Origin of the sequence: Mesorhizobium sp. B2-3-6 (genome assembly GCF_006442305.1) — a bacterium.
In the GTDB taxonomy this organism is placed as follows: domain Bacteria; phylum Pseudomonadota; class Alphaproteobacteria; order Rhizobiales; family Rhizobiaceae; genus Mesorhizobium.
In genome coordinates this window covers 274,980-301,811 of the sequence record NZ_VFVW01000005.1, presented here as the reverse complement: position 1 = coordinate 301,811, position 26,832 = coordinate 274,980, and the positions used below count along the sequence as shown (strand labels likewise).

General features: G+C 64.3%; 24 protein-coding genes. 9 read left to right on the top strand and 15 right to left on the bottom strand.

Annotated elements, in window-relative coordinates; genetic code table 11:
• Positions 1-127: 127 nt before the first annotated feature.
• The 12 genes from FJ953_RS17430 to FJ953_RS17375 form a co-directional block, all read right to left on the bottom strand.
• A complete protein-coding gene (locus FJ953_RS17430; protein WP_140580504.1) occupies positions 128-1,537 on the bottom strand; it encodes an FAD-binding oxidoreductase in 1,410 nt (469 codons plus the stop codon).
• Between the two features lie 288 nt (positions 1,538-1,825).
• Entirely contained in the window at positions 1,826-2,140 is a 315-nt protein-coding gene (locus FJ953_RS17425; RefSeq protein WP_140580502.1) for a hypothetical protein, read from the bottom strand.
• 33 nt (positions 2,141-2,173) lie between these two features.
• Complete coding sequence (locus tag FJ953_RS17420; RefSeq protein ID WP_224518980.1) at positions 2,174-2,602, bottom strand: nuclear transport factor 2 family protein; 429 nt, start codon at positions 2,600-2,602, stop codon at positions 2,174-2,176.
• 18 nt (positions 2,603-2,620) lie between these two features.
• Entirely contained in the window at positions 2,621-3,100 is a 480-nt protein-coding gene (locus FJ953_RS17415) for a carboxymuconolactone decarboxylase family protein (RefSeq protein ID WP_140580500.1), read from the bottom strand.
• Between the two features lie 107 nt (positions 3,101-3,207).
• Entirely contained in the window at positions 3,208-4,761 is a 1,554-nt protein-coding gene (locus FJ953_RS17410) for an alpha/beta fold hydrolase (RefSeq protein WP_140497048.1), read from the bottom strand.
• 112 nt (positions 4,762-4,873) lie between these two features.
• The gene (locus FJ953_RS17405; RefSeq protein WP_140559723.1) at positions 4,874-5,185 is read right to left on the bottom strand and encodes a formate dehydrogenase subunit delta; all 312 of its coding nucleotides are present in this window, start codon (positions 5,183-5,185) and stop codon (positions 4,874-4,876) included.
• Positions 5,175-5,999: a formate dehydrogenase accessory sulfurtransferase FdhD gene (gene fdhD, locus FJ953_RS17400; protein WP_140580499.1), complete on the bottom strand. Its 825-nt coding sequence runs from the start codon at positions 5,997-5,999 to the stop codon at positions 5,175-5,177. Before fdhD ends, FJ953_RS17405 begins: the two co-directional genes overlap by 11 nt.
• Positions 6,000-6,256: 257 nt before the next feature.
• Positions 6,257-9,166, bottom strand: a complete 2,910-nt coding sequence (fdhF, locus tag FJ953_RS17395) for a formate dehydrogenase subunit alpha (protein WP_140580497.1) — start codon at positions 9,164-9,166, stop codon at positions 6,257-6,259.
• 10 nt (positions 9,167-9,176) lie between these two features.
• A complete protein-coding gene (locus FJ953_RS17390) occupies positions 9,177-10,733 on the bottom strand; it encodes an NADH-quinone oxidoreductase subunit NuoF (protein WP_140580495.1) in 1,557 nt (518 codons plus the stop codon).
• The gene (locus tag FJ953_RS17385; RefSeq protein WP_140564912.1) at positions 10,730-11,209 is read right to left on the bottom strand and encodes a formate dehydrogenase subunit gamma; all 480 of its coding nucleotides are present in this window, start codon (positions 11,207-11,209) and stop codon (positions 10,730-10,732) included. Before FJ953_RS17385 ends, FJ953_RS17390 begins: the two co-directional genes overlap by 4 nt.
• Before the next feature lie 132 nt (positions 11,210-11,341).
• Positions 11,342-12,241: a LysR family transcriptional regulator gene (locus FJ953_RS17380; RefSeq protein ID WP_140523710.1), complete on the bottom strand. Its 900-nt coding sequence runs from the start codon at positions 12,239-12,241 to the stop codon at positions 11,342-11,344.
• Between the two features lie 92 nt (positions 12,242-12,333).
• Positions 12,334-12,711, bottom strand: coding sequence for a VOC family protein (locus FJ953_RS17375; protein WP_140513034.1), 378 nt, complete (start codon positions 12,709-12,711; stop codon positions 12,334-12,336).
• A gap of 209 nt (positions 12,712-12,920) precedes the next feature.
• Here FJ953_RS17375 and FJ953_RS17370 point away from each other — a divergent pair, with 209 nt between their 5' ends.
• The 3 genes from FJ953_RS17370 to FJ953_RS17360 all read left to right on the top strand — a co-directional run bounded on the left by FJ953_RS17370 (position 12,921) and on the right by FJ953_RS17360 (position 15,817).
• The gene (locus tag FJ953_RS17370) at positions 12,921-13,562 is read left to right on the top strand and encodes a DUF47 domain-containing protein (protein WP_140497032.1); all 642 of its coding nucleotides are present in this window, start codon (positions 12,921-12,923) and stop codon (positions 13,560-13,562) included.
• A 3-nt stretch (positions 13,563-13,565) separates the two neighbouring features.
• Positions 13,566-14,570, top strand: coding sequence for an inorganic phosphate transporter (locus tag FJ953_RS17365; protein ID WP_140497030.1), 1,005 nt, complete (start codon positions 13,566-13,568; stop codon positions 14,568-14,570).
• 77 nt (positions 14,571-14,647) lie between these two features.
• Positions 14,648-15,817, top strand: coding sequence for an Mrp/NBP35 family ATP-binding protein (locus tag FJ953_RS17360; RefSeq protein WP_140497028.1), 1,170 nt, complete (start codon positions 14,648-14,650; stop codon positions 15,815-15,817).
• A gap of 35 nt (positions 15,818-15,852) precedes the next feature.
• On the opposite strand, the gene FJ953_RS17355 is transcribed toward FJ953_RS17360, so the two are convergent.
• Positions 15,853-16,305 carry a carbon monoxide dehydrogenase subunit G gene (locus FJ953_RS17355; protein WP_140497026.1) on the bottom strand — a complete coding sequence of 151 codons (453 nt, stop codon included), beginning with the start codon at positions 16,303-16,305 and terminating at the stop codon, positions 15,853-15,855.
• Between the two features lie 151 nt (positions 16,306-16,456).
• Between FJ953_RS17355 and FJ953_RS17350 the strand changes: the two genes are divergently transcribed.
• The 5 genes from FJ953_RS17350 to FJ953_RS17330 all read left to right on the top strand — a co-directional run bounded on the left by FJ953_RS17350 (position 16,457) and on the right by FJ953_RS17330 (position 21,629).
• Complete coding sequence (locus FJ953_RS17350; RefSeq protein WP_140497024.1) at positions 16,457-18,262, top strand: IlvD/Edd family dehydratase; 1,806 nt, start codon at positions 16,457-16,459, stop codon at positions 18,260-18,262.
• A 242-nt stretch (positions 18,263-18,504) separates the two neighbouring features.
• Positions 18,505-19,323, top strand: a complete 819-nt coding sequence (locus FJ953_RS17345; protein ID WP_140624867.1) for a sulfurtransferase/chromate resistance protein — start codon at positions 18,505-18,507, stop codon at positions 19,321-19,323.
• Positions 19,320-20,711 (top strand): chromate efflux transporter, encoded by a 1,392-nt coding sequence (gene chrA / locus FJ953_RS17340; protein ID WP_140624866.1) that lies wholly within the window; start codon positions 19,320-19,322, stop codon positions 20,709-20,711. Before FJ953_RS17345 ends, chrA begins: the two co-directional genes overlap by 4 nt.
• A 19-nt stretch (positions 20,712-20,730) precedes the next feature.
• Positions 20,731-21,114 (top strand): VOC family protein, encoded by a 384-nt coding sequence (locus FJ953_RS17335; protein WP_140624865.1) that lies wholly within the window; start codon positions 20,731-20,733, stop codon positions 21,112-21,114.
• A gap of 107 nt (positions 21,115-21,221) precedes the next feature.
• A complete protein-coding gene (locus FJ953_RS17330; protein WP_140624916.1) occupies positions 21,222-21,629 on the top strand; it encodes a hypothetical protein in 408 nt (135 codons plus the stop codon).
• Between the two features lie 23 nt (positions 21,630-21,652).
• Here the strand turns inward: FJ953_RS17330 and FJ953_RS17325 are convergent, their stop codons facing one another.
• On the bottom strand, positions 21,653-23,239 hold the full coding sequence (locus tag FJ953_RS17325) for a trimethylamine methyltransferase family protein (protein ID WP_140624864.1): 1,587 nt from the start codon (positions 23,237-23,239) through the stop codon (positions 21,653-21,655).
• Between the two features lie 193 nt (positions 23,240-23,432).
• Positions 23,433-24,926: a PLP-dependent aminotransferase family protein gene (locus FJ953_RS17320; RefSeq protein WP_140497014.1), complete on the bottom strand. Its 1,494-nt coding sequence runs from the start codon at positions 24,924-24,926 to the stop codon at positions 23,433-23,435.
• Positions 24,927-25,186: 260 nt separating this feature from the next.
• Between FJ953_RS17320 and pgi the strand changes: the two genes are divergently transcribed.
• Complete coding sequence (gene pgi, locus FJ953_RS17315; RefSeq protein WP_140624863.1) at positions 25,187-26,830, top strand: glucose-6-phosphate isomerase; 1,644 nt, start codon at positions 25,187-25,189, stop codon at positions 26,828-26,830.
• Positions 26,831-26,832: the final 2 nt, after the last annotated feature.

Sequence of the window (26,832 nt, the reverse complement as noted above, 5' to 3'; positions counted from 1 at the left end):
ATCTTATATGGCTGTGGCCGGCGCCGGCGACCCCGCTTGAGAGGGTCGTCAGCGCCATTCCACTTCGCGATTGCGCTGCATTTGACAGGCACGGCCGCCGAACGGCATCAGCGGCGAGACCCCGGCACTACGCGGCCGTCCGGCCCGGCATCGCCGATGTCGCAGGCTTGATGTTCAGGTTGACCCGGAAGACATTGGATGGGTCGTAGGTTCGCTTAACCTGGCTCAGCCGCTCGTAATTTCCGCCATAGCTCGCCTGCAAGCGCGCGTCTCCTTCATCGTCCATCATGAAGTTCACGTAGCCGCCCTCGCCATTATGGGGATGGACGCTCGCCCAGTAATTCCGTGCCCACGCGGTCAGGTCGGCGGCTTTGCCCGGATCGGGGTCGATGGCGGCGATGACCATCGACCAGCTTGCGTCACGCGCGTTCCAGGCGGTCTCGTCCTTGCCGACGCGGCGGACGGCGCCGTCAATCGGGTATAGATGCATAAGCGACAATTCGCTGGGCGCCTGGGCGGCCTGGGCGATATGGGTCGCGATCGCTTCGTCGGGAAGCGACTTGACGAAATCGCCCTTCCAGTACCATTGCAGGCCTTTCGGAAGGAGCGGGTCGAATAGCGACTGCATCGCCGGGAACGGCATTACGCCCATCCAGTTGAACATTGGCGGCGGCAAGGTGTCCAGCAGCGGCGCCATGGCCTTGCGCCCGTCCTCCTCCGTGCCGTTGTAGCACGAGATGATGGCACAGGCGCGCTTGCCCCAATGCTCGCGCGGGAAAGGATCGCTCGAAGGGACGGATTTGAGGCCGACGAAAGCGCCGAGGTCTTCCGGCGCTTCCGGCAGGTAGTCGCGATAGGTACGCATGACCGCCGACGCGTGCCTGGCGTCCCAGAACACCGGACCGCCGAAGATCATGTTCACCGGATGAGCCTGGAACAGGAAGCTGGTTACCACGCCAAAATTGCCGCCGCCGCCCCGGAGCGCCCAGAACAGGTCGGGATTCTCGCTTTTGCTGGCCTTCGCCATGCTGCCATCGGCCAGCACCAGATCGGCCTCGATCAGATTATCGATGGTGAGGCCGTATTTGCGCGTGAGATAGCCGGTTCCTCCACCGAGGGTAAGGCCGGCGACGCCCGTGGTCGAAACGATGCCGAACGGAACGGCGAGCGCGAAAGGATGGGTGGCGTGGTCCACGTCGCCCGAAGTGCAGCCGGGCGCGACCCTCACGGTGCGGGTTTTCGGGTCGACATGGACGCCTTTCATCATCGACAGGTCGATGACGAGACCGTTGTCGCAAATCCCCAATCCCGCGCCGTTGTGGCCGCCGCTGCGCACGGCGATGAGGAGGTCGTTTATGCGCGCGAACCTTACAGCGGCGATCACGTCGGCGACATCGACGCAGCGTGCAATCAGCGCCGGACTCTTGTCGATCATGCCGTTGTAGACCTTGCGGGCCTCCTCATAGCCGGCTTCGCCGCGCAGGATCAGCTCTCCGCGCAAGCCTTCACGCAGTTTTGCATAGGTTTCGTCGGTCATCGGTTTCCTCCCTGATCGCGCCCGCGCCATATGGTTTCGACGCGACGATTTATCTTGTTGCTTTGCTTGTGCCGTCCATCCGTCGGGTGCGCAGGATGGTGCAGGAGAGCACATTGCACCGATCCGGCTCCTCGCTGCTTCGCCCGAAAGGGCCAGTGGGGAAATGGCCCGGGAGAGCCATAGCGGGCAGGCGGAAGCCGTCATGGTAGCGAAAGCGCGTCGCGTCGAAAGGGACCGATGCGGCGCGCTTCAGATCGTTGTTCTATGGGCACCTTTGGGCGACATGCATTATTCGACGATGCGGAAAATCTGCCAGAGGCTGGTGCCCGACACGACGTAAGGCTCGATCTCCTTGCCCCATTTGGCATGCGCGTCGATCTTGCCGATCCTGGCGAAGAACTCTTCCAACTGGGCCAGGCTTTCGACCTGGTGGTGAGATTCGACCGTCGCCTCCCGCGCGCCGATCGAACCCGTCATGATCTGGAACTTCAGGTCGGCGACGCCGACCTGCGAACCGATCTCGGATTCCCATTTCCGCATGAGGTCGAGCACGGTCTGCTTGTGTCCGAACCTGGCGTCGATCTGCCATCTGGCGCTGAACATGTTTTCCTCCTCCGAAGATGCGGCTGATGCCGCTTACTCGTCCCAGGCCTGCACGACCGTCTGCCGTGCAATCCGCCCGCCCTTGAGTTCCAGCATCGCCGCACAGAACACCTTGGTCCCGTCCGGGTAGGCGCAGGCTTGCGTGAAGGCGAGATTGTCGCCATCGGCAATGGTGGTATCGACCTTGTGGGTCATTGCCCGGCTGCAGATGTCGTCCCAGAATGTGCTGATCGCCGCTCGGCCGCGGATCTCGCGCGGCTTGCTCGGCGGATTATTGCGGTCGACGACCCGCAACACCGCATCGTCGGCGTAAAAGCTCGACAGCATCTGTCCGTCGCGCCCTTCGATGGCTTTCTTGATTGCCGCGCCGTCAACGGTCTGTGTCTTGGTCAGCATTTCGTCCTCCATGGGCCCGTCTTCCCGATCGGGCGGTTGATGAGCAAAGTGCTGCCCGGCGGTCATCGCCGTGCAGCGATAGTGTCACTGCGACTTGGCCTTCACGGCCGCGAACACGTCGTCGGTCTGCTTCTTGAAGGCTGTGAGGTCGACCTGGCTGCCGTTGAGCATCGTCGACCAGTGGCGAACGATCGCCGCCATCGCCACCGCTTCCTTGATCTCCTCGTCGGTCGCGCCGTTGAGCTTGGCGGCCTCGGTGTGGAAGTAGACGCAGTACTGGCAAGGAATCTGCGAGGCGACGGCAAGCCCGATGAGTTCCTTGGTCTTGCCGTCGAGTGCGGTCTTGGGGTTGAGCTGCATCGACTTTATCTCGGCCCAGGCACCGGCGACCGCCACGTCAGGCAAAGTCCTGAACATGTCCGGTACGGAGCCGAGCGTGGCCTCTATGTCCTTGTATGCTGCCGTCGCCGAGGCATCCTCGGCCCGCGCCGGAGCCAGGGCCAGCAAGGCGCCGACGCCGGCCGCGATGACGAGCAATCTGGTCTTGCGACTTGATTTCACCATTTCATCCTCCCTTCGCAGTACCGTCACGGCGATATCGCCTGGCCTGCATGGGAAGAATTGATAATCCCCGACGCCATCGGCCGCTTCGCCCGAAAGCGCCATGGCCTTTATGGCCCGTGCGGGCCAGGGTTCCGTGCCGAAAACGCGGCCGCCGCCGCCCGCGACGGCAGGTCGAGCTTGAGCAATATGTTGGCGACGTGACGCTTGACCGTATGCTCGCTGAGGTTGAGCTCGGCGGCGATCGCGGCATTGCTTTTGCCGTCGGCGATCAGGCTCACCACCTCGCTTTCGCGCGCCGTCAGCGCGGCCGGTTCGGCAGGCCTGGGCTTGGATCGGCAGGCGGGTTCCAGATGCTGCTCGGACGTCGCAAGAACAAACGCCAACGGCTCGTCCAACTCGTCGAGCGCAATGCGTCCGCCATCGATGAAGTGTAGGCCGGAGCCGGTCGCCAGGTCGGAAACCAGCCGCGACGCCAGGATCTCGCCGCGGCTGGCATGGGCCGCAAGTTGTATGGTCACGCGTGCAGTCAAGCCGACCGGCGGTCCGCGCATCTCGATCTCGCCGACATGCACGCCCTGTGCACTGGCCACACCGATCTCCTGCGCCGCTTCGCGCAATGCCGCCGCGCAGCGTATGGCGCGCGCCGGACCGTCGAAGCGCGAGATCATCAGCTCGCCATGCGTGCCTGCGACACGTCCGCCATGGCGCCCCACCAGCAATCGCCAGGTCTCCTGGAATCGCTGGCTGCGCTCGCTCCACATGCGATCGCCGAGGCGCGCCGTATCGTAGATACGCGTCACCAGCAATGCGGCGAGCACGCGCTCGCTGTCGGCCACGGCCGGCTCGCCGGTCAGGAATTCCTCGATCAGGTCGGCGACCCGGTCGACATCACCGGTCCACACCGGGTGGTCGCGCCCGGGGATTTCGACAAGCCGGGCGTTCGGGATTTTCCGGGCGAGAAAGCGGCTGGCATCGGGATCGACGCGCGCGTCGTTGCGGCGGTGGATCAGCAGCGTCGGCGCGCTGATCGCCGAGAGTATGCCGCGCACGTCTATGCCGGCATTCATGCGCGCCAGCGCCGCCGCCGCCGTTGGACTTGCCGACAGCCGCTCGAATCGCGACCACCAGGCGGCAAAGTGACTGTCTTCGACGCGGCCGGGCGCAAAATGCGGCAAGGTGGCGCCTGTGCCCCAGGCGGTTTCCGTCGTCGCGATGAATGCCTCCAGCCGTTCCGGCGGCATTACCCATCGGTGGAAATGGGCATAGCCGCCATAGAGCGCCAGGGCGCGCGTCCGCTCCGGATACGTGGCGGCGAACAGCATGGCCATCGGAGCGCCTTCCGAGGCGCCGAGCAGGGCCGCGCGGCCGCTGCCGGCCGCGTCCATCACCGCACGCACGTCGTCCATGCGCGTTTCGAGGCTGGGGAGATGGTTGGCATCGACGCGGTCGGACAGGCCGGTGCCGCGCTTGTCGAACAGGATCAGCCTTGAGAAGGCGGAAAGCCGTTTCAGCAGCCTGCTATAGCCTTCATCCTCCCAATGCAGGTCGAGATTGGAGATGAAGCCCGGCACGAAGACGAGATCGAACGCGCCTTGGCCGACCACCTGATAGGCGATCCGCACATCGCCGCTACGGGCGTATCGGGTCTCGATCGGCCTCACGAGTTGTTCCGCCCGGCCTGGCGATTTCGGATCGCTGACCATAGCAGAGCTGCGTCGCGTGCGGCAGCTTAAACTTTAGCGGAAGGAAATATAAGCGGACGCGAACCAATGGCTATTTTTGCGAGACGGCTACGTCGCCTGGGGGAAGCTTGAGCCCGAGCTTCAGATCGGCCTCGGCGGGCGAGACCGGCCGCTTGATCCTGGTCGAGGCAGCCACGACGAGTTCATCGAAGCCGTCGCCGCCGCTGTCCAGCATCTCGAAGAACTGACGCCGCATCCTCGGCTCCCAGAATTTGTTGATATGCTCGGCCACCCCGGCCACGCCTTCTTCGCGCGGCCTGGAGTGGAAAAAGGCCGCGATCTGGTTGGCCATCCGCACCAGCTTCTCGCTGGTGCTCATGATGTGGTCTTCGTCATGCGACATGTTTGGCAACTCCGCGAACCACCCGGTCCGGATGGGTGAAAATATCGAAATCGTCGCCGCGAACCAAGGCCACCAGCGTCATGCCGGCCTGTTCGGCGGTGCGGACGGCGAGCGCGGTCGGCGCAGAGACGGCAATGATGAAGGGCGAGCCGATCGTCGCCGTCTTCTGCACCATCTCGACGGAGACGCGCGACGTCACCACCACCGCGCCGGTCGCGCCGTCGATGCCGGCCTTGGCCAATGCGCCGGCCAGCTTGTCCAGTGCGTTGTGACGGCCGACATCCTCGCGCGCAATGACGGTGCCCTTGCCGGGGATATAGAAGCCGGCGGCGTGCACCGCGCCCGTCTCGCTGTGCAGCGGCTGCATCTTGGCGAGAAGCTTGACGGAACGGACGATGTCGCCGGCATCAAGCGTAAGTTTAGACGCACCAACTGTATCGACCGAGCGCATCGCTTCCTCGATGGATTCGATGCCGCACAGCCCGCAGCCAACCGGTCCGGCGAGCCTGCGCCGCCGCGCCTCGAAGCGCGTGTTGGCCTGGTCCTTCAGTCGAATCTGGATGTCGATGCCGGCGCCGAGATCCTCGACCTCGATCGCCTCGATTTCGTCGGATGAAGCGATGATGCCTTCGGTCAGCGAGAAACCGAGCGCGAAATCCTTCAAATCGGCCGGGCTCGCCATCATCACCGCGTGCGTCGTGCCGGCAAAGGAGAACGCCACCGGCGTTTCTTCCGGCACCATGCGGCGGGCCGCTGCCGTGCCGCTGGCGCGATGGGCTAGGCGGGAGGTCTGGGAAATGGCGGCACGCTTCACGCAGCACCGCCTGTCCTGCTGGACATTTCGTCGAGGAAGCAAAGGGATTTGCCAGCCTTAAACGGCATTTGCTCTCGGAGGGCTTCCCCCACTCCGTCGCTGCTACGCAGCGCCACCTCTCCCCCCTCCGGAGGGAGAGGAAGGAAGCCAGCTGACGCACGCTCGCGCCTTTCCTCTCCCCCGTCGATCGGGGGAGAGGTGTCGAGCGAAGCTCGACGGAGTGGGGGTCGACCTGCCGTCAAGATTTTGTCTCTATACTACTCCGCCGCTTCCAGCGGGGCGATGCGGCGGCTGTTGCGCGCCTGCTCGTCATAGTTGCGTTGCCATTCCGATGGTCCGTTGGAGGCACCGACCTGCACCGCCGTCACCTTATATTCCGGACAGTTGGTCGCCCAGTCCGAAAAGTCCGTGGTGATGACGTTGGCCTGCGTGTCGGGATGGTGGAAGGTCGTATAGACCACGCCCGGTGACACCCTGTCGGTGATCTGCGCGCGCAGCGTCGTCTCGCCGGAGCGGCTGGTCAGCCGCACCCAGTCGCCGTCGCGCAAACCGCGGTTCTCGGCGTCGTGCGGATGGATCTCCAGCCGGTCCTCGGAGTGCCACATGATATTGTCGGTGCGCCGCGTTTGCGCGCCGACATTGTACTGCGACAGGATCCGGCCGGTGGTCAAAAGCAGCGGGAAGCGCGGCCCGGTTCGCTCGTCCGTCGCCACATATTCGGTGCGGATGAACTTGCCCTTGCCGCGCACAAAGCCGTCGACATGCATGACCGGGGTGCCGAGAGGGGCCTTCTCATTGCAGGGCCACTGCACCGATCCGAGGCGGTCGAGCAACTCGAAGGAGACGCCGGAGAAGCTCGGCGTCGTCTTGGCGATTTCGTCCATGATCTCGGACGGATGCGCATAGTTCCAGTCCAGCCCGACGGAACGGGCAAGCTCCTGCGTCGCTTCCCAATCGGCGTAACGCGCCTTCGGTTCCAGCACCTTGCGCACCATGTTGATGCGGCGCTCGGCATTGGTGAAGGTGCCGTCCTTCTCAAGGAAGGTCGAGCCCGGCAGGAACACATGCGCGTAGTTCGCCGTCTCGTTGAGGAAAAGGTCGTGCACGACCACGCATTCCATCGCGGCCAGTCCGGCGGCGACATGCTTGGTGTCGGGATCGGACTGCAGGATGTCCTCGCCCTGGATGTAGATGCCCTTGAAGGAGCCGTCGACGGCGGCATCCAGCATGTTGGGGATACGCAGGCCGGGTTCGTCGTCCAGCTTCACGCCCCACAGGCTTTCATAGATGTCGCGCACCGCGTCGCCCGAGACATGGCGATAGCCTGGCAGTTCGTGCGGGAAGGAGCCCATGTCGCACGAGCCCTGCACGTTGTTCTGGCCGCGCAGCGGGTTCACGCCGACGCCCGGGCGACCGATATTGCCGGTGGCCATAGCGAGATTGGCAATCGCCATCACCGTGGTCGAGCCCTGGCTGTGCTCGGTGACGCCGAGGCCGTAGTAGATCGCCCCGTTGCCGCCCTTGGCGTAGAGACGTGCCGCACCGCGGATCAGTTCGGGATCGACGCCGGACAGCTTGCCGACGGTTTCGGGGCTGTTCTCCGGCAGGGCGACGAAGGACGCCCAGTCCTGGAATTCCGTCCAGTCGCAGCGCTCGCGGACGAAGGCCTCGTCGAACAGGCCTTCGGTGACGATGACATGTGCGAGCGCCGTCAGCACGGCGACATTGGTGCCGGGCTTCAGCGGCAGGTGGTAGTCGGCTTCGATATGCGCCGACTTGACCATCTCGGTGCGGCGCGGGTCGAGCACGATCAGCTTGGCCCCCTGGCGCAGCCGCTTCTTCAGCCGCGAGGCGAACACCGGGTGTGCGGAAGCCGGATTGGCGCCGATGATGACGGCGACGTCGGTGAATTCGACGGAATCGAAATCCTGCGTGCCGGCCGAGGTGCCGTAGGTCTGGCCGAGCCCGTAGCCGGTCGGCGAATGGCAGACGCGCGCGCAGGTATCGACATTGTTGTTGCGGAAGCCCTGGCGCACCAGCTTCTGGACCAGATAGGTCTCCTCATTGGTGCAACGCGACGAGGTGATGCCGCCGATCGCCGTACGTCCGTACTGGTACTGGATGCGGCGGAACTCCTTGGCCGTGTGGGCGATCGCCTCCTCCCAACTCACTTCGCGCCAGGGATCGCTGACCTTCTCGCGGATCATCGGCGACAGGATGCGGTCCTTGTGAGTGGCATAGCCATAGGCGAAGCGGCCCTTCACGCAGGAATGGCCGTGATTGGCCTTGCCCTCCTTGTAGGGCATCATGCGGATGACCTCGTCGTCCTTCACTTCGGCCTTGAACGAGCAGCCGACGCCGCAATAGGCGCAGGTGGTGACGGCCGAGCGTTCCGGCAGGCCCTTGGCGAGCACTGTCTTCTCGCGCAGCGCATCGGTCGGGCAGGCCTGCACGCAGGCGCCGCAGGACACGCATTCGGAAGCGATGAAATCCTCGTGCATGCCGGCGACCATGCGCGATTCGAAGCCGCGGCCCTCGATCGTCAGCGCGAAGGTGCCCTGCACCTCTTCGCAGGCCCGCACGCAACGCGAACAGACGATGCATTGCGCCGGATCATAGGTGAAATACGGATTGGATTCGTCACGCGCGACGTAGTCGACGGCCAGCGAGCCGTGGCCGGGCGCGACGCCATCCTCCTTGACGTGATTGCGGCCTTCGACGCCGTAGCGGTTCTCGGTCAGGCCAACCGACTTCGCCACCGCGTCGAACTCACTGGCGCCGGTGCCGGCCTTCTCGTTCCAGCCCACCGGATGGTCGGAGACATAGAGCTCCATGACGCCGCGGCGAATGGCGTCGAGCCGTTCCGACCGCGTGCGCACCACCATGCCTTCGCCGACAGGCGTCGTGCAGGACGCCGGCGTGCCGCCGCGCCCTTCGATCTCGACCAGGCAAACGCGGCAGGAACCGAACGAGTCCAGCATGTCCGTGGCGCATAGCTTCGGGATCTCGACCCCGCTTTCCATCGCGGCGCGCATGATCGACGTGCCTTCCGGCACGCTGATGCTGCGGCCGTCGACGGTCAGCGTGATCCGCTTCTCAGCCTTCGATTGCGGAGTTCCGTAATCGATCTCTTCGATAAGCGTCGGGAAGTCGGCCTTGATGTTCATCTGCCAGCTCCTATTCAGCAGCCACGCGCGCCGGCGCGGGCTTGAAATCCTCGGGGAAATGCGTGATCGAGCTCATCACCGGGTAGGCCGTGAAGCCGCCCAGCGCGCAGAGCGATCCGAACTTCATCGTGTTGCAGAGATCGGTAACCAGGGCGAGGTTCTTCTCCGGCTCTATGCCGGCGGCGAGCCTGTCGATGGTCTCCACCCCGCGCGTCGAGCCGATGCGGCAGGGCGTGCACTTGCCGCAGCTTTCGATGGCGCAGAACTCCATGGCGAAGCGCGCCTGCTTCAGCATGTCGGCGGTGTCGTCGAATACGGTGATGCCGGCATGGCCGATCAGTCCATCGCGCTTGGCGAATTCCTCATAGTCGAACGGTGTGTCGAACAGCGCGCGCGGAAAATAGGCGCCGAGCGGGCCGCCGACCTGCACCGCCTTCACCGGCCGGCCGGTGGCCGTGCCGCCGCCGATATCGTCGATGATTTCGCCCAGCGTCATGCCGAAAGCCGCCTCGAACAGGCCACCGCGCTTGACGTTGCCGGCGATCTGGATCGGGATCGTGCCGCGCGAGCGGCCCATGCCGAAATTCTTGTAGTAGGCGGCGCCCTTGTCCATGATGACGGGCACCGAAGCCAGCGAGATGACGTTGTTGATCACCGTCGGCTTGCCGAAAAGGCCCTGGATTGCCGGCAGCGGCGGCTTGGCGCGCACCACGCCGCGTTTGCCTTCCAGGCTGTTCAGAAGCGAGGTCTCCTCGCCGCAGACATAGGCGCCCGCGCCGACGCGGATCTCCATGTCGAAGGCGGTGGCCGAACCGAGCACGCTGACGCCGAGCACGCCGGCCTTGCGGGCGACCTCGACGGCCTTGTTCATGACCGCCACCGCATGCGGATATTCCGAGCGGATGTAGACGAAGCCCTTGGTCGCGCCGGTGGCGATGCCGGCGATCGCCATGCCTTCGATCAGCACGAAGGGATCGCCCTCCATGATCATGCGGTCGGCGAAGGTGGCGCTGTCGCCCTCGTCGGCGTTGCAGACGATGTATTTGCGCTCGGATGTCGTATCGAGCACGGTCTTCCATTTGATGCCGGTCGGGAAGCCGGCGCCGCCGCGGCCGCGCAGGCCGGACTCCGTAACCTGGCTGACGATCTCTGCCGGGGCCATGGCCACCGCGTTCTGCAGGCCCTTCAGCCCGCCAAGCGACTTATAGGCGTCGAGTGACAGCGGGTCGTTGATGCCGCAGCGCGCGAAGGTCAGACGGGTCTGCTTGGCCAGGAACGGGATCTTGTCCGGCGCGCCCAGCCAGCGCTTGTGATGGCCGCCGGTGAGAAAGCCATTGTCGAACAGGCTCTTGACGTCGGACGGCTTCACCGGCCCGTAGGCGACGCGGCCGTTTGCTGTGGCGACCTCGACCATAGGCTCTAGGAAATAGGCGCCGCGCGACCCGTTGCGGACGATCTTGGCCTCAACGCCGCGCTCGGCGAGTTCAGCGCGAACTGCCTTGGCGACCCTTTCGGCACCGAGCGCCAGCGCGCCGGAGTCGCCGGGAATGTAGATGCGCGGGATCATGAGCGCACCTTTGCGACGATTTCTTCGATCTTCTCGTTGTCGAGCCGCCCGATCACCTCGCCATCGAGCATCGCCGAGGGCGAGCAGGCGCACAGCCCGAGGCAATAAACCGGCTCCAGGGTCACCGAACCGTCTTTCGCCGTCTCGTGGAAATCAATGCCGAGCAATTGCTTGATCCTGGCGGCGACCACGTCGGAACCCATCGACTGGCAAGCTTCGGCCTGGCAGAGCTTGAGCACATGCCGGCCTGCCGGGCGGGCGCGGAAATCGTGATAGAAGGTGACGACGCCGTGCACCTCTGCTCTGGAAAGGTTCAGTCCGTCGGCAATGACCGGGAGTGCTGCCTGCGGCACATGGCCGAACTCTTCCTGAATGTTATGGAGGATCGGCAGCAGCGGACCTTCGAGATATTTCAGCTCCTGGATGATCGCGGCCGTGCGCGATGCGATCTCGGTACTTGCAGGCTGCATCGTCACGCAGCGCCCTCCCTGGTCGGTGGCTTTATCGCTAAGTCTTTACAAAATCAGGAGAAACCCCTGAAATCAATAAAGCTGATCCGTCGCTCGATAGAAATTTTCTATCGAGCTCCAGCGCCTGCATTCCCTAACCTACCGGTGGGCGCGGAAATCGTCTGCAAGCGCCATCGCCTCGTCCAGCAGCGCCGAAACCAGCGGCGTATGCGGTTCGCGCAACGCGGCCACCAGCCCGACCGTGTGGCTGGCGTCCGGCTCGACGATCGGGATAGCCCTGATAGGTTCGGAAAAGCCGAACGTTTCCGTGAGGTTGAGCGGCATGATCGAGGACCATTTGCCCGTGCGGATATGCGAGAACAGCACGATCATCGAATTGGATTCCAGCGTCGGCCGGACCTCGACACCGGCCTCGGCCAGGTGCTGGTCGATGATGCGGCGGTTCTGCATGTCCGGGGTCAGCAGGCAGAGCGGCAGGTGGCTGATCTCGGCCCATGTCACCTTGTCGCGGTCGGAATAGGGGTTTCCGATGGCGGTGATCAGCTGATAGCGCTCATCGTAGAGTGGTACGCTGGTCACTCGTCCGAGCGGTTCGTTGTCGAGATAGGTGATGCCGGCGTCTATATCGAAATTGCCGAGCAGCGACAGCACTTCGATCGAGGTCCGGGACAGTACCGAGAAGGTGACGCCGGGGTGTTTTTCGCGGAATGGCGTCGTCAGCCGCGCCACCATGGCGAGCGCGGTGGGAATGGCGGCGATGCGGATACGTCCCGACAAGCCGTGCCGCGCCGCCCGCATCTCCTCGCGCATGGTTCTGGTATCGCCGACGATGCGGCGCGCCCACACCAGCACCTGCTTGCCCTCCGGGGTCAGGCCCTGGAAGCGCGAGCCGCGCAGGACCAGCATCACGCCCAGCTGACCCTCAAGTTGCTTGATGCCGGCCGACAAGGTGGGCTGGGTGACGCCGCACACTTCGGCAGCCCGCCCGAAATGCTCTTCCTTGGCCAGCGCGATGAAAAATTCCAGCTTGTCGATCATATCTGAAGCTAACCGCCGCCGCCGCACCGCGCCAGAGGGCTGCCGGCCACTGCGATGTCGATCGCCCCAAGCCGATGCTTGATCGCAGAAACCTATCGGTCGACGAGATTGAGGATGTTGCCGTCCGGATCCTTGAACCAGGCGACCTTCATGCCGTGACCGACATGGATGTCGCCTTCCAGTGTCAGGCCGGGCATCTCGTAGTGCTCGAACGCAACGCCTTTCGATTTCAGCCCGCTGACGACGGTGTCGATCTCATCGCCGACCGTCCACGTCACCGCCGTCGCCTTGTTGGTTCCGGCGAACTGAGAGCGATAGACATTGATCGTGGTGTCGCCGCTTTTGTACACGATCAGTTCGCCACCCTCGTCATGCACCTGTTTCAGGCCGAGCGTCCCCTCGTAGAAAGCCTTTGCCTTCGCCAGCTCTTTCACCGCGAGGTTGGCCGTCGCGTTGCTGTTTGCAAGCATGATCGTTTCTCCTTCGCTGCTTGTCGTCCCCGGCGTCTCCTTGGAAATAGGTCGCTCCGGTCGCTTGACGACCCCCGCTTTGCCGGCGGCCAGCCAATTGCGAGCGGTGCCTGCAATTGGCTGCATCCACATCTTTCAGCCGGCTTACTGTTCCCCATGGGCGCGTGCGGCGCTATGTGGATGGAACTGGTGCGCCGGGAGGGACGAACATGCTGGGCTGGTTCCGCAAGCTGTTGCCGCGCGAAGATCGCTTCTTCGACCTGTTCGAGCGGCATTCCCGCACGGTGGTCGGCGGCGCGGAGGCCCTGCAGCAGCTCCTCCTAGGCAAGGACATCGAGCATTGGTGCGAAAAGATCGTCGATCTCGAGGACGAAGCCGACCATATCACCGCCGAAGTCCTGCTTGCCGTGCGGCGCTCATTCATCACGCCTTTCGACCGCGGCGATATCAAGGACCTGATCCAGTCGATGGATGACGCCATCGACATGATGCACAAGACCGTCAAGACGGTGCGGCTGTTCGAGAAGAGGGAATTCGATCCGCTGATGCAGGAAATGGGCGCCGTCATTGTCGATGCCGCCAGGCTCGTCGCGGAGGCGATCCCGCTGCTGGCCAAGGTCGGCGCCAACAGTGCGCGCCTGAACGAACTCGCCGAGGAAGTCATGCGTGCCGAAGGCCGAGCCGACGATCTGCATGAGCAGGGCCTGAAGGATCTCTTCAGGCGGCACGGCCGCAGCGATGCGATGGCCTATCTGATCGGCTCGGAGATCTATGGCCAATTGGAGAAGGTGGTCGACCGCTTCGAGGACGTCGCCAACGAGATCAGCGGCATCGTCATCGAGAACGTCTAGGCGATGGAAGTCGCGATCGCCTTTCCCCTGCTGGTCGGCCTCGTCGCCGTCGCGCTGTTCTTCGATTTCCTCAACGGCCTGCACGACGCCGCCAACTCGATCGCCACCATTGTCTCGACCCGGGTGCTGAGACCGCATTACGCGGTGTTCTGGGCGGCCTTCTTCAATTTCATCGCCTTCATGTTCTTTGGCCTTCATGTCGCCGAAACCGTGGGCAAAGGTATCATCGATGCAAGCATCGTCACCCCGGCGGTGATCTTCGCCGCCCTGGTCGGCGCCATCGTCTGGAATATCGTCACCTGGATCGCCGGCATCCCGTCGAGCAGTTCGCATGCGTTGATCGGCGGATTGGTGGGGGCAGGCGTCGCAAAGGCCGGCACGGGTGCCATCGTCTGGGCGGGGCTCGGCAAGACGGTCGCCGCCATCGTCCTGTCGCCGGCGACGGGCTTTGTCCTGGCGCTTCTCCTGATCCTGGTGGTTTCCTGGCTGTTCGTGCGCCAGACGCCGTTCGCCGTCGACAGTACCTTCCGTGTCATGCAGTTCTTTTCCGCCTCCCTCTATTCGCTCGGTCATGGCGGCAACGATGCGCAAAAGACCATGGGCATCATCGCCGTGCTGCTCTATTCCCAAGGCATGCTCGGAACGGATTTCTACGTGCCGCTCTGGGTGGTCCTGACTTGCCAGTCGGCATTGGCGCTGGGCACGCTGTTCGGCGGTTGGCGCATCGTCCACACGATGGGCTCGAAGATCACCAGGCTCAACCCGATGCAGGGATTCTGCGCCGAGACCGGCGGCGCCATCACCCTCTTCGCCGCGACATGGCTCGGTGTTCCGGTTTCGACCACGCACACCATCACCGGCGCCATCATCGGCGTCGGCGCCGCCCGCCGTGTCTCGGCGGTGCGCTGGGGCATAGCCGGCAACATCGTCATCGCATGGGTCGTCACCTTGCCGGCGACGGCGGCGATTTCGGCACTGACCTATCTGGCGGTTCGCCTGGCAGGCTGATGTCGCGGCCTGGCGCTTGGAGCCGCCGGCGATCTGCACTATGTGAGCAGCAGCCGAACGCCAGGGAAGCAACAGCCATGTCCGTCACCAAGGAAACCGTCATCGAGCGCCTGAAAACGGTCAATGGCCCCGATTTCACCGGCAACATCGTCGACCTCGGCATGGTTTCCGAGATTTTCATCGCCGATTCGAAAGTGTTCTTCTCGATCACCGTTCCGGCCGCCAGGGCGCAGGAGATGGAGCCATTGCGCGCCGCGGCCGAGCGTGTCGTGAAAGCTATTCCTGGTGTCGCCGGCGCCGTCGTCGCCTTGACGGCGGAGAAGAAGGGCGGCGGCATGGAGGCGCCTGTCGCGGCGCGCCCGGCGCCACGTCCCGCCCCGCCCGTTGCCGCGCCGCGCCCGGCGCCCCATGCGCCTGCCTCGCACAGCCAGGGCAAGCGCGGCGTGCCCGGCATCGAGGCGATCATCGCGGTTGCGTCCGGCAAGGGCGGTGTCGGCAAGTCGACCACAGCCGTCAATCTGGCCCTCGGCCTCGCCGCCAACGGGCTGAAAGTGGGCGTGCTCGATGCCGACATCTATGGCCCGTCCATGCCAAGGCTGCTCAACATCCGCGGCCGGCCGCAGACCGTCGACGGCAAGATCCTGAAACCGATGCAGAATTACGGTCTCAAGGTGATGTCGATGGGCTTCCTCGTCGACGAGGAAACGCCGATGATCTGGCGCGGGCCGATGGTGATGTCGGCGCTGACGCAGATGCTGCGCGAAGTCGAATGGGGGCCGCTCGACGTGCTCGTCGTCGATATGCCCCCTGGCACCGGTGACGCCCAGCTCACCATGGCCCAGCAGGTGCCGTTGGCCGGCGCGGTCATCGTCTCGACGCCGCAGGATCTGGCCCTGATCGATGCTCGCAAGGGCCTCAACATGTTCAGGAAAGTCGACGTGCCGCTGCTCGGCATCGTCGAGAACATGAGCTATTTCCTCGCCCCCGACACCGGCAAGCGCTACGACATCTTCGGCCATGGCGGCGCACGCCGTGAGGCCGAGCGCCTCGGCGTCACCTTCCTTGGCGAGGTGCCGCTGGAGATGGGCATTCGCGAAAGCTCGGATGAAGGTGCGCCGGTGGTGGCATCGAAGCCCGACAGTGCCGAAGCGAAGATCTATCGCGATATCGCTTCGAAGGTCTGGGACAGGGTCAACGAAGAGCGCGGCGCGGCCGCGGACGCCGTGCCGAGCATCGTCTTCGAGTAATGTCGTCCAGGGGCGCTAACGCTGGATAGACCAGCCTAAGCAGCCCCCACCTTCTCGCCGAAGCTCGAAAAGAACTGTCCCGCCAATTTCTTCGAGGTCGATTCGATCAGCCGGCTGCCGAGCTGGGCGATCTTGCCGCCGACTTCGGCCTTGGCGGCGTATTTGAGCACCGTCGCGTCCGCCCCATCCTCGGTCAGCGTCACGTCGGCGCCGCCCTTGGCGAAGCCGGCGATGCCGCCCTTGCCTTCGCCCTGGATCGTGTAGGCATGCGGGGGATTGAGATTTCTCAGCGTCACCTCGCCGTTGAAGGTCGCCTTGATCGGGCCGATCTTCAGCACCACCGTCGCCGCCATCTCGGTCGGCGACTTCATTTCGAGGCTCTGGCAGCCGGGGATGCTTTCTCTCAGCACCGCCGGATCGTTCAGCGCTTCCCAAACTTTCTGGAGGGGTGCGGCGATGCGCTCCTCGCCCTCGATCACCAAAGCCATCAGAACCTCCCGGACGACCAATGTCGGATTGTTGGTAGCGTGCGGCCCGATTGATGTCTATCGCACCAAAGTCCGGATTCAGATCACGCGTGCCCCTTGCCTGCATCCGCGCGTTGTCATATCGATTTGTCATACAAATACGGAGACCATGATGGCTGGCGCCCCCACAGGAAAGAAAAAGTTTCGCTCGCAGGAGTGGTTCGACAACCCCGACAATCCGGGCATGACGGCACTTTATCTGGAGCGCTACCTGAATTACGGGCTGACGCGCGCCGAACTGATGTCGGGCAAGCCGCTGATCGGCATTGCCCAGACCGGTTCCGACCTGTCGCCTTGCAATCGCCACCACATCGAGCTCGCCAAACGCGTGCGCGAAGGCATCGTCTCGATGGGCGGCATTCCTTTCGAATTCCCGTGCCACCCGATCCAGGAGACCGGCAAGCGCCCGACCGCAGCTCTCGACCGCAACCTTGCCTATCTCAGCCTGGTAGAAGTGCTCTATGGCTATCCGCTTGACGGCGTCGTGCTCACCATCGGCTGCGACAAGACGACGCCGGCGCTGTTGATGGCGGCGGCGACCGTCAACATTCCGGCCATAGCGCTGTCGGTCGGTCCGATGCTTAACGGCTGGCACAAGGGCAAGCGCACCGGTTCGGGCACCATCGTCTGGGAATCGCGCCAGCGCCTGTCGGCCGGCGAGATCGGCTACGACGAGTTCATGGACATCGTCGCCTCCTCGGCGCCGTCCACCGGCTACTGCAACACCATGGGCACCGCCACCACCATGAACTCGCTGGCCGAGGCGCTCGGCATGCAGCTGCCGGGTTCGGCCGCGATTCCGGCTCCTTATCGCGAGCGCGGCCAGATCGCCTACGAGACGGGAAAACGCATCGTCGATATGGTGCACGAGGATTTGAAGCCCTCCGACATCATGACGCGCAAGGCGTTCGAGAACGCCATCGTCGTCAATTCGGCGATCGGCGGCTCCACCAACGCGCCGATCCATCTCAACGCCATCGCCCGCCATCTCGGCGTGCCGCTCGACAATGACGACTGGCAGAAGATCGGCCTCGACGTGCCGCTCATCGTCAATCTCCAGCCGACGGGCGAATATCTGGGCGAGGACTACCATCACGCGGGCGGCGTGCCGGCCGTGGTGGCGGAGCTCATGAAAGCCGGGCTGCTGCCGCATCCGGATGCTCTGACCGCCAACGGCAAGACAATGGGCGACAATTGCCGCGATGCCGTCAACGAGAACCGCGAGGTCATCCGCACTGTCGCCGAGCCGCTGAAGGCCAATGCCGGCTTCATCAATCTCAAGGGCAATCTGTTCGATTCGGCAATCATGAAGACCAGCGGCATCTCGCCCGAATTCCGCGAGCGCTATCTCTCCAACCCGAAGGACCCCGAGGCCTTCGAGGGCAATGCCATGGTCTTCGACGGTCCGGAGGATTACCACGCCCGCATCGACGACCCGGCGCAAGGGATCGACGAGCACACCATCCTGTTCATGCGCGGCGCCGGTCCGGTCGGCTATCCCGGCGGCGCCGAGGTCGTCAACATGCAGCCGCCGGCCTATCTCATCAAGAAGGGCATCCACGCGCTGGCCTGCATCGGCGACGGCCGCCAGTCCGGCACGTCAGGCTCGCCCTCCATCCTCAACGCCTCGCCGGAAGCCGCCATCGGCGGGGGGCTTGCGTTGCTCAAGACAGGCGACCGCGTTCGCATCGACCTGAAAAAGGGCACGGCCAACATTCTCGTCACCGATGACGAGATCACCCGCCGCCGCGCCGAGCTGCAGAACAATGGCGGCTACCATTATCCCGAGCACCAGACACCATGGCAGGAAATCCAGCGCGGTATGGTCGACCAGTTCTCGGGCGGCATGGTGCTGAAACCGGCGGTGAAATACCAGGACGTCGCTCATACGAAGGGCGTGCCCCGGGACAATCACTGATTATTCCCCGGACAATCATCGATCGTTTCAAGCGATAATTGACGGATAGCGATCGCCGATCGGCGGCCTGATCGGCCGCCGGTCGTCTTTCCGTTTCGCGGCCTGCCACAGGCCGGGGACATTGCGTCCTTGACAAGCCTGCCCAACAAATCCACCATCGCTGCAAGGGGTTCATCGCGACGACCCCGTGAGGCGTCAGCCCAACGTTCGCGTCCAGGCTTCTCTTTCAGGAGGTGGACGCCATGCCGTCAACAACCGCTGTCACCGTGCCGCAACTGATCCGTATGGTCGGTTTGCCGGGCGCGCCTGCAATCCTCGATATCCGTACCGAGGACGACTACAACGCCGATCCACGTTTGTTGCCGGGGTCGTACCGGCGCGATTTCAACACCGTTCAGACTTGGGCAGCCGACTTCGCCGGTGGCCGCGTGGCGGTCGTCTGCCAGCAGGGAAAAAAGCTCTCGCAAGGCGTCGCCGCATGGTTGCGTCATGAAGGGATTGCCGCCGAATCGCTCGAAGGCGGCTTCGAAGCCTGGCGGGACGCCCACGGCCTTCTGGTCCGTGCCGACAGGATGCCGCCTCGTGACGACAAGGGCCGCACCGTCTGGGTGACGCGGGCCCGGCCCAAAGTCGATCGCATCGCCTGCCCCTGGCTGATCCGCCGTTTCGTCGATCCTCAAGCGGTCTTCCTGTTCGTCGACGCCGCGGAAGTGCCCGATGTCGCCGATCGTTTTCAGGCCGTGCCTTTCGACATCGACAATGCGTTCTGGAGCCATCGCGGCGAGCGCTGCACCTTCGACACGATGCTCGAGGAGTTCGGGCTCGAATCCGAAGCGCTCGACCGCCTCGCCGTGATCGTGCGCGCAGCCGACACGGCCAGCCTCGACCTGGTTCCGCAGGCGGCGGGATTTCTCGCCGCCTCGCTTGGCTTGTCGCGCATGTTTCGCGATGACCTGCAACAATTGGATGCCGGCATGCTGCTTTACGACGCGTTCTTCCGCTGGTGCCGCGACGCCACCGACGAGACGCACAATTGGCCGGCGGGAGCGAAGGCGTCATGAACTCCCTCCTTTCCGAGGAAAGTGCCGACCTCATCGAGGCGCCTGCGGTCCCGAGCTTCCGCGAGGCCACGAAACTCTGGGCGAAGATCGGGTTGCTCAGTTTCGGCGGACCGGCCGGGCAGATCGCGCTCATGCACAGGGAATTGGTCGAGGAAAAGCGCTGGATCGGCGAGCAGCGTTTCCTGCATGCGCTGAACTACTGCATGCTGCTGCCTGGCCCCGAGGCCCAGCAACTCGCCATCTACATTGGCTGGCTGCTGCACAAGACGGTCGGCGGTCTTGTCGCCGGCGTCCTCTTCGTCGTGCCCGGCGCGCTCGTCATGCTGACCTTGAGCATTCTCTATGCGCTCTATGGCGATGCGCCGCTGGTCGAGTCGCTGTTTTTCGGGGTGAAGGCGGCGGTGCTGGCGATCGTGGTCGAGGCCGTGATCCGCATCGGCCGGCGCGCCTTGAAGAACCGGGTGATGGCGGCGATCGCGCTTTGCGCCTTTGTCGGCATCTACGTGCTCAACGTCCCCTTTCCGCTCCTCGTCCTGTTTGCAGGACTGGTGGGGTGGGTCGGAAACGGCATCGCGCCGGCCCTGTTTTCTGGCGCCGCGCATGGCAAGGACGAAGCTCCCGACGCCACGGGCGCGGTCGATCTGATGTTCGAGCGCGGCGAACTGGCCCACACCAGGCCGACGCGATGGCACGCGCCGCGCACCATCGCGATCTGGCTGCCGATCTGGCTTGGACCGGTTGTGCTGATCTGGGCGTTCACATCGGCAAACAGCGTCTGGACGCAGATCGGCGGCTTCTTCAGCCTCATGGCGGTCGTCACTTTCGGCGGCGCCTATGCCGTTCTGGCCTATGTCGCGCAAGCGGCCGTCGGTTCTCTTGGCTGGCTTGCGCCAGGCGAAATGGTCGATGGCCTGGGCCTTGCCGAAACCACGCCAGGACCGCTCATCCTGGTCCTGCAGTTCGTCGGCTTCCTTGCAGGCTTGCGCCATTCCGGATCGCCATATCCGTTGTTTGCCGGATCGCTTGGAGCGCTGCTTACGCTGTGGGTTACCTTCACGCCGTGCTTCTTCTGGATATTCCTCGGCGCGCCCTACATCGAGGCGCTGCGCGGCAACAAGGCATTGTCGGCGGCATTGGGCGCGATCACCGCGGCGGTCGTCGGCGTCATCATGAATCTGGCCCTGTGGTTCGCCTTGCACGTCATCTTCCGCGACGTGCGCGCGACGGGGCTCGGAATGGAGATGCCGGTGCTGTCCTCGATCGACTGGCGTGCCGCGCTGCTGTCCTGCGCTACCATGATCGCCATCCTCAAGCTGAAAATCGGCATGCTGCCGACGCTTGCCGGATCGGCCCTGGCGGGCGTCTTATTGCTTGCGGCGAGTGGGTAGCTTCGGCACGGAGGAGACCATGGAAACGGTCAACGTTCGCTATATCGTCAATGACGTCGACAGGGCGATCGCCTTCTACCGCGACCATCTCGGCTTCACGGTCGCCATGCACCCGGCGCCGTCCTTCGCCATGCTTTCCAGGGGCAACCTGCGGCTTCTGCTCAATGCCGCTGGCGGCCCTGGTGGGGCGTCGCAGCCGATGCCCGACGGCAGCGTGCCCGAACCCGGTGGCTGGAACCGCATTCAGATCGAGGTGGAGGATCTCGAAGGCGTGGTTTACAAGCTGAAAACTGCCGGCCAGGCTTTCAGGAACGAAATCGTCAAGGGCATGGGCGGCAGCCAGATATTGCTGCGGGACCCATCCGGCAATCTGGTGGAACTGTTCGAACCGGGGCGCAGATAATGCGTCCCTGTCACGAATAGCCAGCTGACATGGGCAGAAACCACCTGCACGGCATTTGCATTCCGTTGCCAGGCCACTCAATTTGCTGGGAAACGGATTGGACCATGATGGCCAAACGACGCTCTTCCCTCGGTTTCCTCGGTTTCCTCGGCATGTTCGGCCGTTCAAGCGACCTCAGGCAGCTCGATGCCGCATTGCGCGGAGCCGACTTGCATCCCGCCCTTGTGCCGGAGGGCGTAAAGCTCACCATCGTCAACCTGATGAAGGATCACTGGCCCGACGAGCCGCCGCCGCAGGCTTATGCGCAAGTGGCGTGTTTGTTCAGCTATTGTATTGCTGGGCCTGAGGCATTCGAGCGCTCTCATGGCGCGCAGCCGCGGCAGGACGTGGAGCGTCGGATAGAGGCCGCGGTCGATGCCGGAGACAGTTTCGACGCCCAGATCGTGCTGATGGCGCTACACGCCAAGCTGGTCAATACCGAGGTCGTCGAACATTATGGGCTGAGCGCGGATTAACCTATTTTCAAAGGGGGGCTTTCTCAGCCGCCCATGCCGTTGCGCGGCAGCTTGATCATGTCGCCGAAGCGGGCGCGCAGCCTGTCGTCGAGCGGCTTCGACACATGGCGCGGGAAGCGTTCGGCGAGGATGCGCTTCTTCTCGATGATCGCCCGCTGCAATATGTCGGGCCGGCCCTTCTCGTTCCATTCCTTCGGCGAAAACCGGTCGCCGACGGCGGGGTAGAAATATTCGGTCTGCATCAGCTTCAGCGTCTGCTCGTTGCCGAGATAGTGGCCCGGGCCTTTCAGGCAGACATCGGCGATGGTGTCGATCGACAGCGCGTCGTCCGTCACCTCGATGCCGCGCACGCAGCGCAGGCAATGGCCCAGCATGTCGTTGTCGATGATCAGGCTTTCCAGGCAGAAGCCGAGCAGGGACGCATGCATGCCGGCCGATTCGTAGACCAGGTTGAGGCCGGAAAGGCCGGCCATCACATTGGTAATGCCTTTTTCATAGCCGGACTGGATGTCGGGCAGTTTCGAATCCGTCATGCCGGCGGCCGAACCCCCTGGCAGGTCGTAGAACTGCGCCATCTGCGCGCAGGCCGCGGTCAGCACCGCCTGTTCGGCCGAGCCGCCGGACATGGCGCCGGTGCGCAGGTCCGACACGAACGGCCAGGTACCGAAGATCGCCGGATGCCCCGGCTTGATGGTGTTGACATAGACAAGGCCGGCCAGCACTTCGGCCACGGCTTGCACCACCGCACCCGCGATCGCCGCTGGAGCCGTCGCGCCGGCCTGCCCGGCCGAAAGCAGCAGGATCGGGATGCCGCCTTCGACGCAGGCCTCGAGCACGCCGCAGGCGTCCTCGGCGAATTTCATCGGCGGCACGACGAAACAGTTGGAGTTCGACACGAACGGCCGGGCCCGGAAATTCTCCTCGCCGCCGGCGATCGCGTAGAGCATTTCGAGCGCCGGTTGCACGTTCTCCCGCACCGTGAAGGACGTGCCGACATGCTTGGACGTGCCCATCACGCAGGCATAGAGCGTGTTGAAGTCCATTTCGAGCGGATCGGGAATGTCGCGCGGCACCATGGGCCGCTGGAAGAAATGGATGTTGTCGAGCCCGTCGACGATGCGCGCGGCATCATAGATGTCCTGCAGCAAGGATTCGCGATACTCGCGCTTCTCGACGTCGACAAGATGCACGGCAGCACCCGCCGTGCCGTAATGCACGCGCTTGCCCTGGATCACCATGTCGTGCTTCGGGTCCTGGCCGTGCAGCGTGAAATGCCGCGCCGCCCGCTTGATCGTGTCGAGCACCAGTGCGCGCGGGAAACGGATACGGCCGTCGTCGCCATGGCTGGCGCCGGCCTTGGTCAGCGCCTCGATGCAGGACGGGATTGCGTTGGCGAAGCCGACCGTCTCCAGCAGGGTCAGCACCGCTTCGTGGATGCGCTCGCAATCAGTGCCGCGCAGGGGGCCATAGCTCCCCCCCTCGAGGCCGGCGCGAACCGGCCTGATGTCGTCGGCGAGCGGCGCCGCCCGCATGGCGCGACGCGCTTCGCGTCCGCCGGAGCGGCGCGAACGCTGGTCGGCCGCTTCCTGCTTTTCGACAGCCACTGACATGGAAGCACTCCACCTTTTCTCGGAAGCAGGGCGGCGGTTGGTCCACCATCGGCTGCTTCGTCCCCTTTAGGCCTCGACTATGCCGCCGGCATTGGCACAGCCTATGAGCCAGCCGGTACGGTTGCATATGCCAGTGCTAAAGAAGCAGGAGCCGCTGTTGCGCGGCTCCCGGGAGGTGGTCAGGCCCAGGTGATCAGGCGGCGGCCGGCCTGCGGCCCGCGGCGGTTGCAAGTTCGCGGATACCGGGCTCGATATGCTGCAGCGCGATCGAGGAGATGCCCAAGCGCATGAAACGCGAAGGCTTTTCGGTGCGGTCGAAGAAGCGGTCGCCCGGCTCGATGATGACGCTGCGCGAGGCGGCGGCCTCGGCCAGTCCGCGGGAATCGGTGCCGCGCGGTCCCTCCAGCCACAGCGACGTGCCGCCGGCCGAGTCGGTCGAACGCCACTCGGGCAGGAAAGCGGAAATCGCATGGACCAGGCGCTTGCGCCGCTCGTCGAAGGCGCTCGACAGCCGCCGCACCAGCGCTTCGTGGTGGCCGAGCGACAGGAACAGCGCGACCGCGCGCTGGTTGTTGGCCGGCGGATGGCGCAGCATGAAGCGGCGCAGCGCCCTGAGTTCGGCGATTAGTCCAGCCGAGGCCACGATGTAGCCAAGCCGCAGGCCCGGAGCCAGCGTCTTCGACATCGAGCCGACATAGATCACGCGGCCGGAGCGGTCGAGGCTCTTCAAGGCCTGCTGCGGCGCCTCGTCGAGAAGCTGGCTGTCATAGCCGTCCTCGATGATGATCTGGTTGTAGCGGTTGGCGCGCGCCAGAAGGTCCTGCCGGCGTTCCGCCGACAGCGGCACCATGGTCGGGCAATGATGGCTGGGCGTGACGAAGACAAAGCCGGAATCGTTGGGAATCGAAGAGGTTACGATGCCGGACTGGTCGACCGGCACCGGCTGGATGTCGGCGCCGGCGAGCCGGAAGATCGAGCGTGCGTCGGGGTAGCCCGGATCCTCCATCGCCACCTTCGAGCCCTTGGTCATCAAAAGCGTCGCCAGCATGTAGAGCGCGTTCTGGGCGCCCAGCGTGACGATGATCTCGTCGGGGTTGGCGAAGATGCCGCGCCTGGGCAGCAGCCGCGCCTGGATCTGCTCGATCAGCAGCGGATCGTCGCGATCGACCATGTCGGAGGCCCAGTTGCGGATCTCCAGCACGGCAAGCGCCATGCGGTTGCACTCGCGCCACTCGGCGGTCGGGAACAGCGCCGGATCGAACTGGCCATAGACGAAGGGGTAGGACGACTTGATCCAGTTCTCGTGCTTGGCCGGCGGCGGCATGTCGCTGGCCGCGATCTGCCGGCGTGCCTTCCAGTCGATCTCGTTGGCCTGGTCGGGCGCCTTCTGGTGTGGCTTGGCCGGCGTCGCCAAAACGTCGGGATTGACGAAATGGCCGCGCCGCTCGCGCGCCACCAGGAAGCCCTGGTCGACCAGTTGCTGGAAGGCCAGCACCACGGTTCCGCGCGCCACGCCGAGTTTTTCGGCCAATATCCGGCATGACGGAAGCGGCATCGAAGCGGCGATCTGGCGGTCGAGAATAGCGGCCACGATCGCCTGGCGGATCTGTGCCTGCAAAGTCTGGCCGGATTCGGCCGAAATCCGGAACAGGCCGGACCATATGGCCGTGTCGTTGCGCTGTGGCATGGGAAATGTTCCTCGATGGCCAGCTTTTTTCGTTTGGCTGGACCAGTCGAATGTAACGGTGGCACAAGGGGTTGCGCCAATCAATTTTTCTGATCTTTGGGATTTATGCCAGTGATCTTTCGGCCTTCGCATCCCGTGTAACGCAGTGCGTCATCGCCGCGTATTGACCGGACGGAATTCGGCTCAATAGTTTGGCGCGACGACACGCGCCGGAAACATCCGGTCTGCTAAGATAATTTAACAGTCCCAGGAGCCCGCCGGTGGATCAGTCAGCCTTCCAAAAACAGCTTGCCGCCTTGCGCGACCATCGCGCCGCGGCAGCCGGCGATATGCGCCAGGCCTTCGCCGCCGATCCGCAGCGGTTCAAGACGTTCTCCGCCAGCGACGGCGACCTGTTGCTCGACTGGTCGAAATGCGCCGTCGATGCGCGCACGATGGACCTGCTGGAGAATCTGGCTGACGCCGCCGATCTCGAAGGCCGCCGCGCCGCCATGTTCGCCGGCAAGAAGATCAACGTTACAGAGGGCCGCGCTGTTCTGCACACCGCCCTGCGCAACCTGACCGGCAAGGGCATCATGCTCGACGGGCAGGATGTGAAGGCGGAGGTCATCGCCGTATTGGACGCGATGGGCGCCTTCGCCGACGCGGTGCGTTCAGGCAAGGCGACAGGCGCCACCGGCAAGAAGATCACCGACATCGTCAATATCGGCATCGGCGGCTCCGATCTCGGCCCAGCCATGGCGACGTTGGCGCTGGCGCCCTATCATGACGGTCCGCGCGCGCACTATGTCTCCAACATCGACGGCGCCCATATCCACGACACGCTGAAGGGCCTTTCCGCCGAGAGCACGCTTTTTATCGTCGCCTCCAAGACCTTCACCACGGTCGAAACGATGACCAATGCGCAGACGGCGCGCAACTGGGTCCAGAAGGCGCTCGGCAAGGAAGCGATCGGCAAGCACTTCGCCGCTGTCTCGACGGCACTCGACCTGGTGGCGAAGTTCGGCATCGAGCCGGACCGCGTCTTCGGCTTCTGGGATTGGGTCGGCGGCCGCTATTCTGTGTGGGGCGCCATCGGCCTTCCCGTGATGATCGCCATTGGTCCACGCGATTTCCGCGCCTTCCTCGATGGCGCGCACGAAATGGACGAACACTTCCGCACCGCGCCGCTGGCCAAAAACCTGCCGGTGCTGCTTGGCCTTGTCGGCTGGTGGCATCGCGTCGTTTGCAAATACCCGGCCCGCGCGGTCATCCCCTATGACCAGCGCCTGTCCAGGCTGCCGGCCTATCTCCAGCAGCTCGACATGGAATCGAACGGCAAGAGCGTCACCCTGGACGGCGGCCCCGTGGCGACGCCGACCGGGCCGCTGGTCTGGGGCGAGCCCGGCACCAATGGCCAGCACGCCTTCTTCCAGCTCCTGCACCAGGGAACCGATTTCATTCCGGTCGAATTCCTCGCCGCGGCGAACGGCCACGAGCCGGAGCTGAAGCACCATCACGACCTGCTGCTCGCCAACTGCCTGGCGCAGTCGGAAGCCTTCATGAGGGGCCGCACGCTGGAGGAAGCGCGCGCGCAGATGCTGTCCAAGGGCATGAAGCCGGCCGATGTCGATCGCATTGCCCCGCACCGCGTCTTCTCCGGCAACCGGCCCTCGGTGACCATTCTTTATCGCAAGCTCGACCCGCGCACGCTCGGCCGCCTGATCGCTCTCTACGAACACCGCGTCTTCGTCGAGGGAACGCTGTTCGACATCAACTCCTTCGACCAGTGGGGCGTCGAGCTCGGCAAGGAACTGGCCACCGGCCTTCTGCCAGTCGTGGAAGGCAAGGAAAGTGCCGCAAAGCGGGATGCCTCGACCGCCGGCCTGGTGGAACACATCCACCAATTGCGTGGTTCGGAGTGACT

What these genes read in the sequence shown, in the direction of transcription:
- FJ953_RS17430 (WP_140580504.1), bottom strand. Translation starts at nt 1,537, where the DNA reads ATGACCGACGAAACCTATGCAAAACTGCGTGAAGGCTTGCGCGGAGAG.
- FJ953_RS17425 (WP_140580502.1), bottom strand. Translation starts at nt 2,140, where the DNA reads ATGTTCAGCGCCAGATGGCAGATCGACGCCAGGTTCGGACACAAGCAG.
- FJ953_RS17420 (WP_224518980.1), bottom strand. Translation starts at nt 2,602, where the DNA reads ATGACCGCCGGGCAGCACTTTGCTCATCAACCGCCCGATCGGGAAGAC.
- FJ953_RS17415 (WP_140580500.1), bottom strand. Translation starts at nt 3,100, where the DNA reads ATGGTGAAATCAAGTCGCAAGACCAGATTGCTCGTCATCGCGGCCGGC.
- FJ953_RS17405 (WP_140559723.1), bottom strand. Translation starts at nt 5,185, where the DNA reads ATGTCGCATGACGAAGACCACATCATGAGCACCAGCGAGAAGCTGGTG.
- fdhF (WP_140580497.1), bottom strand. Translation starts at nt 9,166, where the DNA reads ATGAACATCAAGGCCGACTTCCCGACGCTTATCGAAGAGATCGATTAC.
- FJ953_RS17390 (WP_140580495.1), bottom strand. Translation starts at nt 10,733, where the DNA reads ATGATCCCGCGCATCTACATTCCCGGCGACTCCGGCGCGCTGGCGCTC.
- FJ953_RS17380 (WP_140523710.1), bottom strand. Translation starts at nt 12,241, where the DNA reads ATGATCGACAAGCTGGAATTTTTCATCGCGCTGGCCAAGGAAGAGCAT.
- FJ953_RS17375 (WP_140513034.1), bottom strand. Translation starts at nt 12,711, where the DNA reads ATGCTTGCAAACAGCAACGCGACGGCCAACCTCGCGGTGAAAGAGCTG.
- FJ953_RS17370 (WP_140497032.1), top strand. Translation starts at nt 12,921, where the DNA reads ATGCTGGGCTGGTTCCGCAAGCTGTTGCCGCGCGAAGATCGCTTCTTC.
- FJ953_RS17365 (WP_140497030.1), top strand. Translation starts at nt 13,566, where the DNA reads ATGGAAGTCGCGATCGCCTTTCCCCTGCTGGTCGGCCTCGTCGCCGTC.
- FJ953_RS17360 (WP_140497028.1), top strand. Translation starts at nt 14,648, where the DNA reads ATGTCCGTCACCAAGGAAACCGTCATCGAGCGCCTGAAAACGGTCAAT.
- FJ953_RS17355 (WP_140497026.1), bottom strand. Translation starts at nt 16,305, where the DNA reads ATGGCTTTGGTGATCGAGGGCGAGGAGCGCATCGCCGCACCCCTCCAG.
- FJ953_RS17350 (WP_140497024.1), top strand. Translation starts at nt 16,457, where the DNA reads ATGGCTGGCGCCCCCACAGGAAAGAAAAAGTTTCGCTCGCAGGAGTGG.
- FJ953_RS17345 (WP_140624867.1), top strand. Translation starts at nt 18,505, where the DNA reads ATGCCGTCAACAACCGCTGTCACCGTGCCGCAACTGATCCGTATGGTC.
- chrA (WP_140624866.1), top strand. Translation starts at nt 19,320, where the DNA reads ATGAACTCCCTCCTTTCCGAGGAAAGTGCCGACCTCATCGAGGCGCCT.
- FJ953_RS17335 (WP_140624865.1), top strand. Translation starts at nt 20,731, where the DNA reads ATGGAAACGGTCAACGTTCGCTATATCGTCAATGACGTCGACAGGGCG.
- FJ953_RS17330 (WP_140624916.1), top strand. Translation starts at nt 21,222, where the DNA reads ATGGCCAAACGACGCTCTTCCCTCGGTTTCCTCGGTTTCCTCGGCATG.
- FJ953_RS17325 (WP_140624864.1), bottom strand. Translation starts at nt 23,239, where the DNA reads ATGTCAGTGGCTGTCGAAAAGCAGGAAGCGGCCGACCAGCGTTCGCGC.
- FJ953_RS17320 (WP_140497014.1), bottom strand. Translation starts at nt 24,926, where the DNA reads ATGCCACAGCGCAACGACACGGCCATATGGTCCGGCCTGTTCCGGATT.